Origin of the sequence: Tepidanaerobacter acetatoxydans Re1 (assembly GCF_000328765.2) — a bacterium.
GTDB lineage: Bacteria > Bacillota > Thermosediminibacteria > Thermosediminibacterales > Tepidanaerobacteraceae > Tepidanaerobacter > Tepidanaerobacter acetatoxydans.
On record NC_019954.2, the window covers coordinates 2,464,402 to 2,481,321 of the forward strand.

The window sequence follows — 16,920 nt, forward strand, 5'->3', positions numbered from 1 at the left end:
GGACTTGAAGGAAATATGGATATATGCCGAGGCAAGAGGCGGGCGGGTAAATGAAGTTGCCCACGAGCTTCTTACAAGAGCTCTGGACTTAAAGGAAAAGCTGGATAACTCAATAGTATCAGCTGTCTTAATCGGGCACAAGATACCAGATGAGGATAAACATGAGCTAATCCAAAGAGGGGCAGATAAGGTATACTATGTAGATAGTCCCAAGCTTAAAGATTTTTTAGTGGAACCTTATTCGAAAGTGCTCACCCAACTTGTAAAAAAATATACCCCTGAAATCATCATCGCGCCTGCTACAACTCAAGGACGTACACTCATGCCCTATACCGCTGTAAGGTTAAGGACAGGACTTACTGCTGATTGCACCGGCCTCGATATCGATGAAGAAGGCAATTTACTACAGACAAGGCCTGCCATAGGAGGCAATATTATGGCAACTATAAAGACGGCTACGCGGCCTCAGATGGCGACAGTAAGACCTCACTCTACCAGGCCTGCACCTATAGATGAGCACAGACAGGGCGAAATAGTAAATGTAGATATACAGCTTACACAAGAGGACCTTCCAACCGCAAGACTAGACTTTATAAAAGATGAGACACAAGGCGGCACTATACAAGACGCTGATGTTGTCGTATCCGGAGGCAGGGGCATAGGCAAGGCAGAAAACTTTAAGATAGTCTACAAGCTGGCAAAACTTTTAGGTGGAGCGGTAGGAGGCTCTAGGGATGTTGTAGACAGAGGATGGATAGGGTATCCTCACCAAGTAGGTTTAAGCGGTAAGACAGTAAACCCAAAACTTTATATAGCTCTTGGCATATCCGGAGCAATACAGCATTTGGCAGGCATGCAGACATCTGACACAATAATAGCTGTCAACAAAGACCCGGATGCCCAGATATTCAGAGTGTCTGATTTAGGTATTGTAGCAGATGTAACCGAATTAGTGCCCGCACTTATAGAAAGGCTGGAGGTGGCGAAGAATGAAATATAATAGTGTAACTCCACAGATTGTGGATGAGCTAAAACAGATAGTAGGCGAAAGAAATGTCATATATGATGATGCAGAAGCAATGGAAGCATACTCTCATGATGAAGTAGCAGAAAAGCATTATGCACACATGCCCGATGTAGTAGTAAAACCAACTTTGGCTGAGCAGATTTCAAAGATAGTAAAGCTTGCAAATAAATATAAGATACCCGTGACACCAAGAGGAGCAGGCAGTGGACTTTCCGGCGGCGCTGTTCCCGTCTATGGTGGCATAGTCCTATCTGTAGAAAAGATGAACAGGATTTTGGAAATTGACACGCAAAACCTCATGGCTGTCGTTGAGCCCGGTGTTGTTACAAATGAAATAAACAATGTTGTAAAGGAATACGGTCTCTACTATGCAGGTTACCCCATGAGCGTAGAAACATGCTATGTAGGCGGAAACGTGGCTGAAAACGCCGGCGGCGGCAAAGCCATAAAGTATGGTGTTACGGCAAGATATATCATGGGACTTGAAATGGTAACACCGGAAGGAGATATCATAAACTTAGGCGGCAAGAGAGTAAAGGATGTTACAGGCTACAACCTGCTGCATCTTATGGTTGGCTCAGAAGGCACCCTTGGCATATTTACTAAGATAATAGTAAAACTTCAGCCGATGCCCGTTGCAACAGCAGACCTTTTAGTGCTGTTCAACAGCGTAAAGGAAGCAATCGACATAGTTCCCATAATAATGACAAATGGTAAAATAATACCTACTTCTATAGAGTTTATGGATGAACTGTCATTTAAGACATCATGCGAATACTTAAACGAAAAACTCCCTTATCAGAGTGCAAAAGCCATGCTCCTCATCGAGCTGGACGGCGATAACATGGATATAATCGAATCACAGTATGAAACCATTGGGGAGCTTTGCATGCAAAACGGAGCTATAGAAGTCTATGTAGCTGACAACGCCACAACCATTGAAAGGGTATGGAGGATAAGGCGAAACATTGCCGAAGCGTGGAAGCTTGTAAGCCCCCATCAAAGCCTTGAAGATATTGTCGTGCCGATATCTGAGATACCAACATTTATGGATAGGCTGGCAGAACTTCAGGCAAAATACAATGTATCTATTCCATGCTATGGCCACGCAGGCGACGGAAACCTGCACGTAACACCTGTCAAAGACCCGGAGTGGTCACTGGATAAATGGTATGACACCTTAAACAAACTCTTGCCGGAAATGTATAAGATTGTAGGAGAGCTCGGAGGCACTATAAGCGGCGAGCACGGCATAGGACACAAGAGAAAAGCCTACATGCCTCTTGTGCTAAAGGATACGGAAATCGAACTGATGAAGCGCATAAAGAAAGCCTTCGATCCTAACATGATACTAAATCCCGGCAAATTATTTGATGTGGAATAAGGGGTAATATATTAAAGGCAGGAGATTTTATTCTCCTGCCTAAATTATTTAATCTAGATTAAATTTAACTATCAAGGTTGGATCCAGCACTCTGAAAGTGAAAGATTCCTTAATGAACAGTTTCACTTTATCGGCTGTATGGCATTTATATCCTATTGCAAAGTCTTGTCCGATTGTAAGTTCCAAATCATCATGGTCATGGGGCAGCAAATATGCGCCGTCAATGACATGGTTGAATATTATCTTGCCGCCGATTAAATCCTCTATTTTTTCATCAAGGGGATATGCTCCCTCTGCCGACAAGATTCTTGTATATGCCTTGTCATTTACCACAAGATCAAAGGGGCCTTCCTGGTACGATTTTCTAAGGGTAATGATACCTTCGGACAGCGCCTTCATTATAGAAGCCTGGTCTTTGCCCAAAAGTATTGCTTCATGCTCTACAGAATTTTTTATGCCGGGGATTGAGGCTTTTTCCAACCCGTTAAATACAGCATTTTCTTCAAATAGTGCGATGCTTTCTGCTGCCTTTTCCAACGGCTCATAATCAACATCTGCCGCTCCGCGGTCAACATTATCTAACTCGCACCTGTCCATTTCAAATTCAACTTTGACTTCTGTCAAAGGCTGAACCTTATAAGTTCCGTAGGAAACTCCTCCACCTTCAACAATATCAGCTAATCTTCCCTCTGAAATTACATTAAAGTCCAAACCATAAGGGCCATTTACTTTAAAAACCTTTCTTGCGGACAAATATGATTTTAAAACCTCTTTTGCCCTTGCGTCTATTTCTTCCCACGCCTTTTTACTTATAGGTGCATGTTCTCTGTTAAACATTTACTCATACCCCCTTTTATTTTAAATCTCCGATATTTAAGCCAGGCTCTGCTTCTTCTTCTTCAGCCGCTTGGCCTTCAAGTTCTGTAATAGAGCCTGTGGTAAATAAATAATCCTTGAGTTCTCCATCCCAATTATCCATATTTCTTCTGAGCCATTCGAGCAGCATAGCTGCATGTTCAATTTCCTCGTCCCTATTATGTGCCATTATAGCCTTTAACTCCGCATCATCCGATGCATCGACTCTTTGACTGTACCAGTCTATGGCCTCTATTTCTTCTTTTAAACTGTTTAGGGCTCTTGAGATATTAAGGGTATGACTGCTTAACTTGTCCACAGATTCATGATACTGAGTCATTAAACATACCTCCCTAAGTAATTTTTTAAATAAATACTCTAGGGTGTATATTGCGACAAATTTACCAAGTATACAGGTGCTTTCCCTGCTGCATCAACACTTTTATTATATCATCCAAAGGATATGCGGTCAATGTCGCACAAATATTTGGATCACATCAAGTAATTTTATGTTTTTTAGAAAAACTATATCTATCATACCTGCCTATAAGAACGGGAGGAAAAATTAAATTAAACTTTTTGATTATTGTAAAAAGCTCGCCACTAGGGCGAGTTTAAAAGTATCGGTTTCTAGAAAGAAGTAGACTTCTCTTTTCGCTATTGCTTACTGATTTAACTTCAAATCTACAACTATATCTTCTAAGAATACCTCTTTTGGCAATGTTCCTTTCTGTTTTAAGTAGTTTAATACTTCTTTTTCATCACTTTCAAGAATCGAGGGGCCAATTATGCGGTGCTCATCTTCACCTAATACTTCAAATTCGACCTTAGGAGTTATAATAAGCTTTGTGGCATTTTCATTTATTTTCCCATAGGTGAATGGACTGTTTTTGCAATATCCTTTATACTCATATCTTCCATATACCGCATTGCAATCAATTCCTTTTCATCGTCCTTTAAATTATCAAGCGCCCTATGTAAATCTACGTTCTCTTCTATATCCCCATCATTATGGCTAATATGCCTTCAAATTCAACTGTGTCCTGGGATATGGTATTTTTACTTTTTCTCAGATTGTCCTTGCAGGTGTTTATAGTTATGCGGGTAATCCATGTATTAAAATACTGTGGTTCTCTTAAGCTGTCAATTGATTGTATGGCTTTCACAATAGAATCATGGACACAGTCTAAAGCATCATCTTCATTTTTCATATACATGAAAGCCGTTCTATACAGCCGGTCTTTTATAGGTTCCAGCAGTTTATAGAAACTTTCTGCATCTTTATTCTTGGCTCGTTTAAAACTTATTTCATCGATCATTTTCTACTCCTTTCTATCGGTAAAAATCTATTTTACCAATCACCATTCTCGCTCCCCTCTATCTTTTTGAAGCCGCTTCACATATTAGACGAACGAAATGGCAAAAACACTGCATGAACCTTTCACTTTCACTTCATTTAGAGGCAGGAGATTCTCGCTTCATCAGCCTCGCAGCTTACTATCTCCACAAGCCTCAATCGGGCGGTTTCTCCCCTGGCTTATTTTTAAGCTTTAATAAATTTAGCCGATATCGCATCGCTAAGCCATATTCCGCCATCTTCTTTATAAAAATTAATTCCTGCATTATAAGCATCCAGCGACATCTACCTGTTGTTTGCATTGTAACATATTCCACAATAGTAAATATGTAAATTTGGCGAAAAAATAAAGCCCTTCAAGGCTTTAAGCATTTTTTGATTCAGTTAAGTGTCAAAGACCCGATCCTTCACTGTGTTCAGGATGACAAGTCGTTTTCAGTCTCTGAATAGTAACGCTATTCAAGCAATTATGATTGCATGCTGATGTAGCAAGAGAATTTCTTGAAGAGGAAGGTTTGATAGGCAAATAGGGGCGAAAATCAATTCAACTCTTCAGTTTTCCTGATGGCTCTGACAATTGCCGTTATAATAGATGCTAAGATATACTGCATTTTACTGGAAATTATTTAAAATCAGCAGTAATTTGACGATAAACAGTTTTTGTATATATAATATTAACATGTGTTTGTAAGAAAAACTAAAAAAGGGAGTGGTATGCTATTAATTTATTTAACATCAGAAAAAACTTACTTATTACTTTAATAATTAATTTTATGGTATTTATGTCTGCCTGTTCAGCAGGGAGTAATGATGCAGAAAGCAATTCAAAGGAAAAACTTGTCTTTGCCGATGCTGGATGGGATAGTATAAGAATCCATAATGCAATAGCAGGTTTTATAGTCGAGAACGGTTATGGTTACAAAACAGATAGTATGACAGGTTCTTCACCTATAACGATAAGGGGTCTTAGACAAGGCGATATCGACATTTATATGGAGGTTTGGACAGATAACGTTCGTGAGGTATACCAAGCCGGTATAGAAAATGATGAAATCAAAGAATTGTCGATTAACTTTGATGATAATGCTCAAGGTTTGTATGTGCCAACATATGTAATAAAGGGTGATAAAGAAAGAGAAATTGAGCCTCTTGCATCTGATTTAAAATCTATAAAAGATCTCCCCAAGTATTGGGAAGTATTTAAAGATCCTGATGAACCAACAAAAGGTAGAATTTATGGAGCTCCTCCTAACTGGGCTGCCGATGAAATTCTTCGCACTAAATTTGAGACCTATTCCTTAGATGAAAATTTTACTTATTTTAATCCCGGATCCGATACAGCCTTAAACGCATCTATTGTGGCTGCTGTTGAAAAAGGCGAGCCTTGGGTGGGATACTACTGGGAGCCCACATGGATAATGGGTAAATATGATATGACTCTTCTTGAAGATAAACCCTTTGACCCGGAAGAATGGGAAAATGGTTATGCTTGCGAATTCCCAGGCGTTAAAGTAGCTGTTGCTGTAAATAAAGATGTTGCAGATAAAGCACCAGAAGTTGTAGAGTTTCTAAAAAACTATAAAACAAGTTCTGAAATTACCAATAAACTTTTAGCTTACATGCAAGACAACAATGCTGAAGCTGAAGATGCAGCTAAATGGTTTTTAAAAGAATACGAAGATCTGTGGGCAGATTGGGTACCTGAAGACATAGCTCAAAAAGTCAAAAATGCCCTTTAATTATTTATATTGAGAGGTGACATGTTCTAATTTATGAATGAATTTCCAGATTTTTTTCAGATTGATTTTGGCGTACATGTAGAAGCTTTTGTCCACTGGCTTACATTAAATTTTCAAGGTTTTTTTGATGCCTTGACTGTAGGTATAAAATGGATTGTCTTTAATATGCAATCTATACTAAACTTTATACCTTGTTTCATTTTTATATTCCTCATCTTTTTGATCGGATGGAGGACTAAAAATATAAAATCCGGCATATCTTATGCCGTTATGATTACTTTAATAGGATTGCTTGGACTTTGGGATGAAATGTTATTCACATTATCTATTGTGCTTACATCAGTTATTTTATGTATATTGATAGGCGTTCCGCTGGGAATTTATACAGCCTATAATTCAAAAGCCGAAATAATTTTAAACCCTATCCTAGATGGTATGCAAACAATGCCGAGTTTTGTTTACCTTATTCCGGCTATGATTTTCTTTGGACTAGGAACAGTTCCGGCGGTTTTTGCAACAATTATTTACTCTACACCACCTTGTATTAGGCTTACGAGTTTAGCTATAAAAAATGTTCCAGAAGAGATGCGAGAAGCCGCTTATTCTTTTGGATCTTCGCGCTGGCAAACTTTAATTAAAGTCGAACTTCCCCAAGCAATGCCTACAATTATGGCAGGTATAAACCAAACAACAATGATGGCTATGTCAATGGTAGTTATATCCTCAATGATCGGTGCTAAAGGACTTGGCGAAAATGTTCTGATAGCCATCAATAGATCAGACATAGCTATGGGCTTTAATTCGGGTATAAGTATTGTCTTCCTTGCAATAATTATCGATCGAATCACCCAGCAGGTTTCAAATACGTATGAACATGTATAATTATCGCAATGGAGGTGCTAAAAAATGACAGAAAAGATTGTAGTAAAAGATTTGGTTAAAATCTTTGGTCCAAAACCAAAAGTTGCTCTTAAAAAGCTCAATGAAGGTTGGTCAAAGAAAAAAATTTTAGATGAATTAGGCCATACTGTAGGTGTAAACAGGGCATCCTTTTCCGTTAAAGATGGAGAGTTCTTTGTAATTATGGGACTTTCCGGTAGCGGCAAATCAACTTTAATTAGATGCTTAAATCTTTTAAATAAACCTGATGCCGGCGAAATAATAATAGATGGTGAAAACATCGTAAAATACAACAAAGATCAATTGCGGGAATTTAGACAGAAAAAGGCTGCAATGGTTTTTCAAAACTTTGGGCTGTTTACTCATAGAACTGTCTTGGAAAATGTAGAATATGGATTGGAAATAAGAAATGTCAGCAAAGATGAGCGAGAAAAGATAGCCAGAAAAACCCTTGAGATTGTCGGTCTTAAGGGTTGGGAAGATAAAATGCCCGGTGAATTGAGCGGCGGCATGCAGCAAAGAGTCGGTCTTGCGAGAGCACTTGCCAATGATCCTGATATCCTTTTGATGGATGAGCCTTTTAGTGCATTAGATCCTCTCATTAGACGAGAAATGCAATTAGAGCTGCTTGACATTCAATCACAATTAAAAAAGACCATAGTCTTTATAACTCACGATGTAAACGAAGCTTTTAGATTAGGAGATAGAGTTGCAGTAATGCGAGACGGGAGAATTGTTCAAATAGGAACCCCTGAGGAGATACTAAATAATCCATCTAATGAATATATTGAAGACTTCGTAAGAGATGTTGATCGCACAAAAGTAGTGCAAGCTAAGAACATAATGATGAAACCTAATGCATTAGTTTCAATAAATGACGGCGTGCGAGTTGCAATAAAGGAAATGCGCTTAAATGCCATATCTAGCGTATTTGTCGTAAATGACGAGAGGAAAATTGAAGGTATCGTAACCATAGATGACTGCGTAAAAGCCGTAAAAGATGGAAAGTCATCCCTGGAAAATTTATTAAAACATGACTACTATAAAACTAAGGAAGATGTATATATAAAAGACCTTCTGGAAATAGGAACTAAATCAAGATACCCTATAGTGGTTGTAGATGACAATGATAAGCTTTTAGGGATTATAGTAAGAACTTCGATTCTTTCAGGACTATTGCATTAGTTTGCCGTGCCCGGCATACACTTATTCACTTATAACGTAAGCAAAAGGCTTTTTGTGACATGATGCTATTGATTCTGGACCACAAACAATCTTCGCTAGCAATTCTCCATTATTCCTCTTACCCACCCCTTCCTGACACATGATAATAACAATAATAATCTAATTGCACTGATGTAACTATAAATATATAAGGCTCAAAGATCTTGAAAAAATTTTATTGTAAAAACAAATAGCCTTAACCCTTGATATTAAATGGTTAAGGACTATTTTGCCTATATTTGATTTAAGATTTATGCCGCTAAATATATGTTTGTAATAATAAGACCTGCATATCTATATAGGTTATGCAGGTCTTATTATTTTCAAAAGACTTCCCCGGCACCTGTATCCTTATTTAAGTGCCCAATGCCTATTCCCTTAATCTTGCTCTGCTTGCTCCATTAATTCCATTAACTGTTGTATATATTCTTCCTGGCTAATGGCATCGCTTAGATCAGGAAGCTCAAGGTCGGCTCCGTAATCATACAATTGATAGTCGCCTTTCATCTTTAATTCAAGACTTATCGGCATTTCCAGAATTTCCGATAATTCTTCAGTTTCATCTACTTCTTCCATTGCTGCTATTATCTCTATCAATGGTTTGAGGTCTATTTGCATATTTAAATCGAAATTCATGTAGTCGGGTAATAAGGTTTCTTTATCAACTAAGGTATCTATATAGTATACGGCATTGATGTTATTAAGAATAGTCTCAAATACCTTTTCAAACATTTCATTAAAATCTTCAGCTTCCTGTGCATCCATATCCGATTGTGCACCGGCAGCTTCTATAAATGCTGTTATATCAAAATTGTTCATGGTTTCTTCTACTAAACTCTTAAAGCTATCAGCATCAATATAGTTTTTAATGGTGTAATATTCTCTACCATCTTTTTCTACATCTTCACCGAATACATTAATAACACCGGCCTTATTCATCATTTCCATAGATTGTTGAGGGGTAATTTGCATTAACTCATTAATATCAGGCATCCCCTCTACCTCAGCCAAATCCTGAACTATCCACTGGTCAAACCCGGGGTTCTTCTGATAAATAGCATTGTCCAGCCAAACAATCTCTGTAACCATCTCTTCATCAAGGCCTTCTGCTTCCAATTCTTCGGGACTAAGCCCCAACTCCTCCAGCTCATCCAAAGGCATATTCATGGTTTGCTTTATATACATGGCCATTGGTTCGTATTGAAAAATTCCTTCAATTGTAGCTTCCATTTTTGGCATATTCGGAATTTCAATTAAATCCTGAACTCCTTCAACTCCAAACTCAAGCTGATAGCTGCCTTTCATCTTATAAGTATTAGCCTCTTTAAGGCTTTCAGAATACTTTATAACTAGCTCGTCTGCTGTAAGATCTCCTGCTTTTTCCCTCCAAGATACTATTACCTGATTATTGTCATTATCCCAGGATACCACCCCGCCTTGACTTTCAAATAATTTTCGAATTGGAACGATTGGATCGTTTCCTACTTCTAAACCTGGGATTTTATTAAGAGCTGCAGACTGCACATAAGTAACACCGTCTTTTAAAGTAACGTCTGCCTGATATTCCTTACCGTTAAAAATCAACTTGACCTGTTCTCCGGCAAAAGCCGTAGGTGCTACTAAAAGCATGATAAGTAAAGCAATTAAAAACTTATTTCCTATCTTCCTAGATAACATTAATTTTACCTCCATATTTTTTAGTTAAACAATACATCTTAAATATATTCGACGAGATAGATATTAAATCCTTTTTTGGTTTTAAAATATTTTATAATTTCTTCACTGAAAATACAATCAATAATATCTTCAACTCTCATAACTCTTTGCTGCATCCTGATTATTACATGATTGCACCACTTGATTTTGTAAATTCTTATTAAGTTTTTATTTTTCCTGTATAAGTGTATAAGCGGGCACTAACCCCTTACGCTTTTACACCTTGACGCACGCATCTGAATAGACTATATAAAACATCTTCTTTTAAGGAGTGAGATATTTAATGATACAAAATCAACCCCGTGCGACTATTAAAACTCACCGTATAAAAAAAGAAAGATTGGATGTAGAATATCCGGCAGTCGAAGGATTGGCCGATAAAAACGTGGAACAGTATATCAATTCAGTTTTAATGAGTATTGTAAATACCTTGATAGAGAAAACCGGTTATTATGAAAACCCCGCAACTGATGTGACGGGAAGATATCATATAAGAACAAATGAGAATGGCTTTTTAAGCATTTCCATCGAAATGTATTGGTTTGCGGGTGGTGCTCACGGTATGACGGTCTTAAAATCAGTTACTTTCGATTTGGGCACCGGAAGCATATACCGCCTGGAAGATCTTTTTAAAGAAAATGTGAATTATGTAAAGTCCCTGTCCGATATAATAAAACGTCAAATAAAGGAAAAAAACATACCTCTTATAGTTGATTTTACCGAGATAAAGCCCGACCAGGATTTTTATATAGAAAACAGGACTCTTATGATATATTTCCAGTTATATGAACTTGCACCTTATGTTTATGGTTTCGTAACTTTTCCCATACCTACCCGAGAGATCCAGGATATCATTAGCGCAAATGGGCCCCTCTGTTAGGCCCTGCAAAGTGGTAAAGCAATTTGAAACACAAAGTAAAAATATTAAAAAAACTGTCGCCAATATGCTTGAAGAAGCAGATGCCATTGCAGTCTTTCTATTGTGGCAGGATTTACATATTGGCTGCAAGTTGCCGGCATCGTAAAACAGCTCTTCAGGACTTGTATTTAATAATGCTGCGTTTCCCTGGAGTCGATAAAATAACGATATATAATAAGAAAGACACCTCACAAGCATCTCTACTTGTGAGGTGTCTGCGTCAATCCGCTTGTTGCCATGTCCGTCCGTTTTCGACAAAATTCGGGCGGTGCCAGGCACCTTAACACTTGTTTTTTCTTATAATCTATGTTAATGTTTTATTACGCTTTGATTTTTAATTTTTCAAGCCATGGCAATTAGCTTTCTTCATAGCTAATTTCCATGGTTACTTTTTTCTCTAAAAGAAAACCATATGCTATCGCAAAAGCAAATATGCAGAGATTTCCGATAACTGCCGCTTTAGAAATATTCCTTGCAAGCAAAAAAGTTTGAACAACATTTATTCCTGCGGAAACTATTGCAAAAAACCACAACATGCCGTTACTTACATGGAATTTAGATCTTTCCCATATCTCCGGTATAACCTTAGGCAGTCTTACTATCGAAATTGATAGCACTATTAAAAACCCTCTGTTTATAAACAAAACTATATTTCCGACAAATCCGATATCCCATCCGGTCAAGATAGGCAGTATGCCTACAATATAGAAAAGTAGTAGTAAATAAACCGGTGTCTTATATTTTGGATGTAATTTTCCGAGTGTTTTAGGAAACCAGCCGTCAATACATGCTTGTAAGACGGGTTTTGTTATTCCACCTATTTGAGAGTTAAGTGTCGTAGTAAGTGCAAACAAGGCTCCGCAAACTATAAAGAATACGTACAACGGCTTTGGCAGTATTTTTGCAGCAACTACCGTAAGCGGCTGATTTGCTACTTCAGGCACCGGCAGCACTCCTGCTGCGACAATTGACATAAGCCCATATAGAAAGGCTACACAGACAGTGGATACTACAATCACAAATGGTATGTCTTTTACCGGATTTTTTGCTTCGGCTCCATAATTTAATACTATGCTTGCACCTCCTGTGGCAAAGGTTAAAAATGCGGCCGTTGACAGCAGCCCCAGCACTCCTGAGGTCATATAATACGGTTCACTAAAAAATCCCGGCTGCACTTTAGGCAACCCAAATCCGGTAAATACTGCTAATGCCGTTGCTAAGACAACAACCATTATGTTCTGTAGCTTTGACGCTTGCTGAATTCCAAAATAATTTGTTATGAAAAAAAGTGTCATTATCCCTGCAGATACTAATTTGTGCGGTGCGCCAGGTATAAGGGAAAGAAAATAATCGGCAAATGACAGTGCATACATAGCTATAGATATATTGCTAACTATATATGTAATTATATACATTCCTGCCCATTTGGGGCTTGTCAAAAATGCTATCTGAGTATAATTCCCGCCCCTCATCCTTACGGTTCCACCAAGTATTATTACAGGTATTTCCTGTATTAATACAAAAACCGCTGCAATAAGAAATGCCCAGAATACTGATTTACCCGTCATGCCAATGGCTATTCCGGTCATAGACATGATGCCTGCGCCAATAATTTGGCCCACAGCCATGGCCATAAGATCCCACCTGCCTAAAACCCTGTTTAGGTCCTTGGTACTAACACTTACATCGCTCATAATCATCTCTCCTTTTTTTCAAAATTCAATATATATCCCCTTTTCCTGCACATGTTTTTACTGCAGGAAAAGGGAATTTGGGGTCATTTGCTGTATTCTTCGTTTATAGCTTTGGATATTCTTTCTAATCCCTGCGCAAGCAAGATTTTCGGGCATGCAAAATTTAGCCTAATAAATCCGTCTCCGCCCCTACCAAACCAAGTTCCGCCATCTAAAGCAACTTTTCCTTTCTTATAAACAACGCTTTCCAATTTTTTGCCGTTTGGTTCATATTCCCTTAAATCAAGCCACCCTAAATAAGTCCCCTGAGGCTCAATCAATTTTGCTTTTGGAAGATGTTCTGCAAGGTAATAATGAATAAACCTAATATTTTCTTCCAAATAATCTAAAAGCTGATCTAACCAATCTTCACACTCATTATAAGCTGCTTCAAGGGCTGCGATACTAAAGGGGTTTTGACCGCCAATCGCATTTTTCTCCAGTATTCTTTCAAATTTCTCCCTAAGAACAGGATTTTTTATGATAATATTGGATGCTTGCATGCCTGCAAGGTTAAATGTTTTACTCGGTGCGGTACATGTTATAGAGTTTGCAGCAAATTCTTCCTTTATGGAAGCAAACATCGTATGCTTGTACCTTGAAAAGACCAAATCATTGTGAATTTCATCAGCAAGAACAATTACATTGTTTTTGCAGCAAATGTCACCGATTTTTTCCAGTTCTTCTTTTGTCCAAACCCTTGAAACAGGGTTATGCGGACTACAGAGTATGAAAAGTGTCAGTTTTGGGTCTTTTGCCTTCTTTTCAAAATCCGCAAAATCTATTTCATAATAATCTCCGTTAAGCTTTAATGTATTATCTACTATATGGCAGCCATTGTTTTCTATTGCACCGTGGAAAGGATAATACACCGGATTTTGTATCATTATCTTATCCCCCGGCATGCAAAAAGCTTGGATCGCATAGTTAATCGCCGGCACTACTCCTGGGGTAAATTCAATCCATTCTCTCTTTATTTCCCACCCGTGGCGCCTCTTTGTCCAATTGATTATTGCTTCATAATAAGAATCTGGCCTGCTGCTATATCCATATATACCATGCTCGGCTTGCTTTACAACCGCATCAACTATAGGACGTGCTGCTTTAAAATCCATATCAGCCACCCAAAACGGCAGCACATCCTCTACGCCGAACATTTCTTGCAGAGTTTTTTTATCCCACTTTGCCGAATTAGTTCCTGAGCGATCAATTACTTCATCAAAGTTATACCTCACAACAATCTCTCCCATCCTAATATTTTAAGATAAATCTTAGATAACTCTTGCTTCTTTTTTTGTTAGATTTTAAGCATCAATATTTGCAACTCATTTTTTAATTTCATCATTTCAGGCAGGTCTGTTTAACAGTTCTTCAACCTTCACCCCCAATGCATCAGCAATAATTTTTAATTCGTTGGCCTTGAGGAATCTTGTATTGTTCTCTATTTTGCTAATCTGAGATTGGTTGAAGATTCTAGTCCTTCGAGCAAGTTCAGACTGTGACAAGTTGTTTTGTTTTCTAAGCTGCTTTATCTTTTGGCCAAACATAAGCTATCCTCCATATCTGGCTAATTATCTTAAATATTATTCTATTATCGCATAATATACAACTCATTATTATTCGTTTTATGAATAATTAACCCTCATATCTTAGTTTTTACTCTAAAAAACTTGTGATTTTGTAGTTTTTCATATATATTTAGTTTAGTAATATTCTATTTTCGAATATGGGGTTATGATAATATGGCAAAAGGCGGTACGGACATTGGTAAAAGAATACGTCAGTTGCGCGAAAGCCTAGGATTATCAAATCGGCAGTTGGCTATAAAAGCAGGCTTGTCGCAACCTGTCATGAACAGAATAGAAAACGGCAATCGCAAAGCGGATATAGAAACTTTAGAAAAAATTTGCTATGCTTTAGGTATTACACTTATCGACTTTTTCAGTATTGATGAAGAAGAAATGTCTCCCGAATACCTAGAGCTTTTAAAAAACGCCAAAAAACTCTCTACCGAGCAGCTAAAAATATTAAACGATATTATAAAAAATTTTTAGCAAGAAATTATTACAGGATCGAATCAGTTTTGGGAGATAGATATAAAATACGGCTATATTATAGGAAACAATCAGTGTTTCAAAAAAGCGTCAAACTTTGATGACATTTTTGGCTCAAAGGACTGATTGTGAACGTTTTTTTAAACTAAAGGAAAAGCCTCTAAAAAATGCATATAAAACAGCTTTACTAAAATTAAATGAAAATCCTTATATCGGTTAGCCAAAACGTGGTGATCTAAGCGGTATTTATTGTTTTGATGTGAAGTATAACGGTATTAATTATGAAGTTGCTTATACAATCAACGAAGTTAACGGTATATGATCAACCACCGTTGCTGGGGTAAGTCTGATGCATTTCTTGCATTTATTCATTTGTTCCAACCCCTAAAATAGGCATAAAAAAAGCCCTCTTTGGGCTTAATCAAGAATGTTGCGGTTCCTTATAATATCACAATTTTCTACATTTCTATATCAGGATCAATTAATTCTAACCATCTTTCACTCCCATCCTCTAGCCTTTCGTAGATATGACTATTAATTGCTTCTTCAAAAGCTTCATAATACCATTTCGGGCGGTACCAAGCAAGGCACCTTTTCTCACATTTTTATCTCTGCTACAAGTATTTGAAGTTCTTCTGCAAGCATTGCTAAACTCCCACTTGCTGATGCTATCTCTTCCATAGAGGCTGCTTGTTCTTCTGTTGCTGCTGATACATTTTGTATGTTTTCTGCTATTCCTCTAGATTTGTTTTCTATAGAAGTTACAGAACCAACTACATCTTCTGTTCCTTCTGCTACTTGGTTTATGGCTTTGGATATGTTTTGTATTTGTTTGGATATTTCGTCTATGGAGTCTATGATTGCTATAAATGTTTCTTTTGTCTCGTCTATGGTTCCTAGTCCTTTGTCTACTTCTTCTTTGCTCATGTTCATGTTTTCATTTGCTTCGTCTATTATACTTTGATTTTTCTTTATTATTTCATATATGTCTTCTGTTGAGTGCTGTACTTCTCCTGCTAGTTTCCTTATCTCCTCTGCTACTACCGCAAATCCTCTTCCTGTTTCTCCTGCTCTTGCTGCTTCTATTGCTGCATTTAGTGCAAGTAAGTTGGTTTGTTCTGCGACATTTTGTATAACTTGAATTATGTTGTCCATCTCTTTGGAACTGTTGTCTACATCTACTAGGGATGTTTGTACTTTTCCGGTACTTTTGACTATATTATTCATTTGGGATATGACATTTTCTATATTATGCCTTCCTTCATCAGAAATGCCTGATACTTCTTGACTTAGGTTGTTTATTTCTTCTGCGTTTGATGATATTTCTTGAATTTGAGCTGATATTTCTTCTACTGCTGATACAACGTTTAATATATCCTTCTGCTGTTCTTCTGAGTCTGCGGCTATTTCGCTGGCTGATTCTGCTACGCTGCCACCTGCTGCTGCTGCTTCTTCGGATACGGCTGTTAGTTCTTCCGAGGATGAAGCGACTTGTTCCGAGGATTCTTTTACTTTTTTTGCAAAATCTCTTAAGGTGTTTATTATGGATTGGAAGGATAATGATATTTGACCAATTTCATCTTTTCTTTTTAGGTCTTTTTCATCTATATCCTCTGTCAAATCCAATCTTTCTATTTTTTCTGCTACCTTTACTGATTTTATGATTGGTTTGGAAATAGAGTTCCCCATTATGGTGGAAAACATTATTGCAATTATAACTATTATTATACTAATCATAATTAATCTGTTTACTGATTTTTTAAAGGTTTTTAACATTTCAGCACTTGATATGGCTACTCCTACTTTCCAATTGGCTTCTTCCATATCTTCTACAAAAAATACTCGTTCTTTCCCATCATAATCATTTATTTTATTTATTCTATTTTTTGCAGCTTTTCCTGTTTCCATTATGTTTTTTAGTTCCCCATCTAATATTTCATTTATGTTTACATAGCCTTTTTCCGGGTCAGGATTAAAGGCTTCATTTTTGTGAGTTATAATATTTCCTTCTC

General features: G+C 37.4%; 16 protein-coding genes and 1 pseudogene. 8 read left to right on the top strand and 9 right to left on the bottom strand.

Annotation, left to right across the window (positions count from 1 at the left end; translation table 11 throughout):
• Positions 1–4 precede the first annotated feature (4 nt).
• Both TEPIRE1_RS11765 and TEPIRE1_RS11770 read left to right on the top strand, forming a co-directional pair.
• Positions 5–1,000 (top strand): electron transfer flavoprotein subunit alpha/FixB family protein, encoded by a 996-nt coding sequence (locus TEPIRE1_RS11765; RefSeq protein WP_013779389.1) that lies wholly within the window; start codon positions 5–7, stop codon positions 998–1,000.
• On the top strand, positions 990–2,411 hold the full coding sequence (locus tag TEPIRE1_RS11770) for an FAD-binding oxidoreductase (protein ID WP_013779390.1): 1,422 nt from the start codon (positions 990–992) through the stop codon (positions 2,409–2,411). Before TEPIRE1_RS11765 ends, TEPIRE1_RS11770 begins: the two co-directional genes overlap by 11 nt.
• Positions 2,412–2,459: 48 nt before the next feature.
• On the opposite strand, the gene TEPIRE1_RS11775 is transcribed toward TEPIRE1_RS11770, so the two are convergent.
• The 4 genes from TEPIRE1_RS11775 to TEPIRE1_RS11785 form a co-directional block, all read right to left on the bottom strand.
• Positions 2,460–3,248, bottom strand: a complete 789-nt coding sequence (locus TEPIRE1_RS11775) for a family 1 encapsulin nanocompartment shell protein (protein WP_013779391.1) — start codon at positions 3,246–3,248, stop codon at positions 2,460–2,462.
• Positions 3,249–3,264: 16 nt separating this feature from the next.
• A complete protein-coding gene (locus tag TEPIRE1_RS11780; protein ID WP_013779392.1) occupies positions 3,265–3,606 on the bottom strand; it encodes an encapsulin-associated ferritin-like protein in 342 nt (113 codons plus the stop codon).
• Between the two features lie 521 nt (positions 3,607–4,127).
• A complete protein-coding gene (locus TEPIRE1_RS14530) occupies positions 4,128–4,205 on the bottom strand; it encodes a hypothetical protein (protein WP_414929850.1) in 78 nt (25 codons plus the stop codon).
• Between the two features lie 56 nt (positions 4,206–4,261).
• Positions 4,262–4,585: a sigma factor gene (locus TEPIRE1_RS11785; RefSeq protein WP_015295890.1), complete on the bottom strand. Its 324-nt coding sequence runs from the start codon at positions 4,583–4,585 to the stop codon at positions 4,262–4,264.
• Between the two features lie 811 nt (positions 4,586–5,396).
• Between TEPIRE1_RS11785 and TEPIRE1_RS11790 the strand changes: the two genes are divergently transcribed.
• The 3 genes from TEPIRE1_RS11790 to TEPIRE1_RS11800 are packed head-to-tail and all read left to right on the top strand — an operon-like array spanning position 5,397 to position 8,447.
• Entirely contained in the window at positions 5,397–6,362 is a 966-nt protein-coding gene (locus TEPIRE1_RS11790; RefSeq protein WP_015295892.1) for an ABC transporter substrate-binding protein, read from the top strand.
• Between the two features lie 33 nt (positions 6,363–6,395).
• Entirely contained in the window at positions 6,396–7,244 is an 849-nt protein-coding gene (locus TEPIRE1_RS11795) for an ABC transporter permease (RefSeq protein WP_013779395.1), read from the top strand.
• A gap of 24 nt (positions 7,245–7,268) precedes the next feature.
• Positions 7,269–8,447 carry a quaternary amine ABC transporter ATP-binding protein gene (locus TEPIRE1_RS11800; RefSeq protein WP_013779396.1) on the top strand — a complete coding sequence of 393 codons (1,179 nt, stop codon included), beginning with the start codon at positions 7,269–7,271 and terminating at the stop codon, positions 8,445–8,447.
• 417 nt (positions 8,448–8,864) lie between these two features.
• Here the strand turns inward: TEPIRE1_RS11800 and TEPIRE1_RS11805 are convergent, their stop codons facing one another.
• Entirely contained in the window at positions 8,865–10,163 is a 1,299-nt protein-coding gene (locus TEPIRE1_RS11805; protein WP_013779397.1) for a DUF6612 family protein, read from the bottom strand.
• A gap of 322 nt (positions 10,164–10,485) precedes the next feature.
• Between TEPIRE1_RS11805 and TEPIRE1_RS11810 the strand changes: the two genes are divergently transcribed.
• Positions 10,486–11,082, top strand: coding sequence for a DUF3298 and DUF4163 domain-containing protein (locus TEPIRE1_RS11810; RefSeq protein WP_013779398.1), 597 nt, complete (start codon positions 10,486–10,488; stop codon positions 11,080–11,082).
• A 395-nt stretch (positions 11,083–11,477) separates the two neighbouring features.
• Here the strand turns inward: TEPIRE1_RS11810 and TEPIRE1_RS11815 are convergent, their stop codons facing one another.
• The 3 genes from TEPIRE1_RS11815 to TEPIRE1_RS11825 form a co-directional block, all read right to left on the bottom strand.
• Positions 11,478–12,815, bottom strand: a complete 1,338-nt coding sequence (locus tag TEPIRE1_RS11815) for an APC family permease (protein ID WP_013779399.1) — start codon at positions 12,813–12,815, stop codon at positions 11,478–11,480.
• Between the two features lie 83 nt (positions 12,816–12,898).
• On the bottom strand, positions 12,899–14,089 hold the full coding sequence (locus tag TEPIRE1_RS11820; protein ID WP_013779400.1) for a MalY/PatB family protein: 1,191 nt from the start codon (positions 14,087–14,089) through the stop codon (positions 12,899–12,901).
• A gap of 111 nt (positions 14,090–14,200) precedes the next feature.
• Positions 14,201–14,401, bottom strand: coding sequence for a helix-turn-helix domain-containing protein (locus TEPIRE1_RS11825; protein ID WP_013779401.1), 201 nt, complete (start codon positions 14,399–14,401; stop codon positions 14,201–14,203).
• A gap of 195 nt (positions 14,402–14,596) precedes the next feature.
• Between TEPIRE1_RS11825 and TEPIRE1_RS11830 the strand changes: the two genes are divergently transcribed.
• Positions 14,597–14,908: a helix-turn-helix domain-containing protein gene (locus TEPIRE1_RS11830; RefSeq protein WP_013779402.1), complete on the top strand. Its 312-nt coding sequence runs from the start codon at positions 14,597–14,599 to the stop codon at positions 14,906–14,908.
• A 235-nt stretch (positions 14,909–15,143) separates the two neighbouring features.
• A pseudogene (locus tag TEPIRE1_RS14185) lies at positions 15,144–15,230 on the top strand (type II toxin-antitoxin system RelE/ParE family toxin); the annotation flags it as partial.
• A 275-nt stretch (positions 15,231–15,505) separates the two neighbouring features.
• Here TEPIRE1_RS14185 and TEPIRE1_RS11840 read toward each other — a convergent pair.
• Positions 15,506–16,816 (bottom strand): methyl-accepting chemotaxis protein, encoded by a 1,311-nt coding sequence (locus tag TEPIRE1_RS11840; RefSeq protein ID WP_023211625.1) that lies wholly within the window; start codon positions 16,814–16,816, stop codon positions 15,506–15,508.
• Between the last annotated feature and the right edge of the window lie 104 nt (positions 16,817–16,920).

Bases quoted from the DNA above. Each gene is read 5' to 3' on its own strand.
- TEPIRE1_RS11790 (WP_015295892.1), top strand. From the start codon at position 5,397: ATGGTATTTATGTCTGCCTGTTCAGCAGGGAGTAATGATGCAGAAAGC.
- TEPIRE1_RS11775 (WP_013779391.1), bottom strand. From the start codon at position 3,248: ATGTTTAACAGAGAACATGCACCTATAAGTAAAAAGGCGTGGGAAGAA.
- TEPIRE1_RS11825 (WP_013779401.1), bottom strand. From the start codon at position 14,401: ATGTTTGGCCAAAAGATAAAGCAGCTTAGAAAACAAAACAACTTGTCA.
- TEPIRE1_RS11805 (WP_013779397.1), bottom strand. From the start codon at position 10,163: ATGTTATCTAGGAAGATAGGAAATAAGTTTTTAATTGCTTTACTTATC.
- TEPIRE1_RS11810 (WP_013779398.1), top strand. From the start codon at position 10,486: ATGATACAAAATCAACCCCGTGCGACTATTAAAACTCACCGTATAAAA.
- TEPIRE1_RS11830 (WP_013779402.1), top strand. From the start codon at position 14,597: ATGGCAAAAGGCGGTACGGACATTGGTAAAAGAATACGTCAGTTGCGC.
- TEPIRE1_RS11770 (WP_013779390.1), top strand. From the start codon at position 990: ATGAAATATAATAGTGTAACTCCACAGATTGTGGATGAGCTAAAACAG.
- TEPIRE1_RS11800 (WP_013779396.1), top strand. From the start codon at position 7,269: ATGACAGAAAAGATTGTAGTAAAAGATTTGGTTAAAATCTTTGGTCCA.
- TEPIRE1_RS11785 (WP_015295890.1), bottom strand. From the start codon at position 4,585: ATGATCGATGAAATAAGTTTTAAACGAGCCAAGAATAAAGATGCAGAA.
- TEPIRE1_RS11780 (WP_013779392.1), bottom strand. From the start codon at position 3,606: ATGACTCAGTATCATGAATCTGTGGACAAGTTAAGCAGTCATACCCTT.
- TEPIRE1_RS11815 (WP_013779399.1), bottom strand. From the start codon at position 12,815: ATGAGCGATGTAAGTGTTAGTACCAAGGACCTAAACAGGGTTTTAGGC.
- TEPIRE1_RS11795 (WP_013779395.1), top strand. From the start codon at position 6,396: ATGAATGAATTTCCAGATTTTTTTCAGATTGATTTTGGCGTACATGTA.
- TEPIRE1_RS11840 (WP_023211625.1), bottom strand. From the start codon at position 16,816: ATGGAAACAGGAAAAGCTGCAAAAAATAGAATAAATAAAATAAATGAT.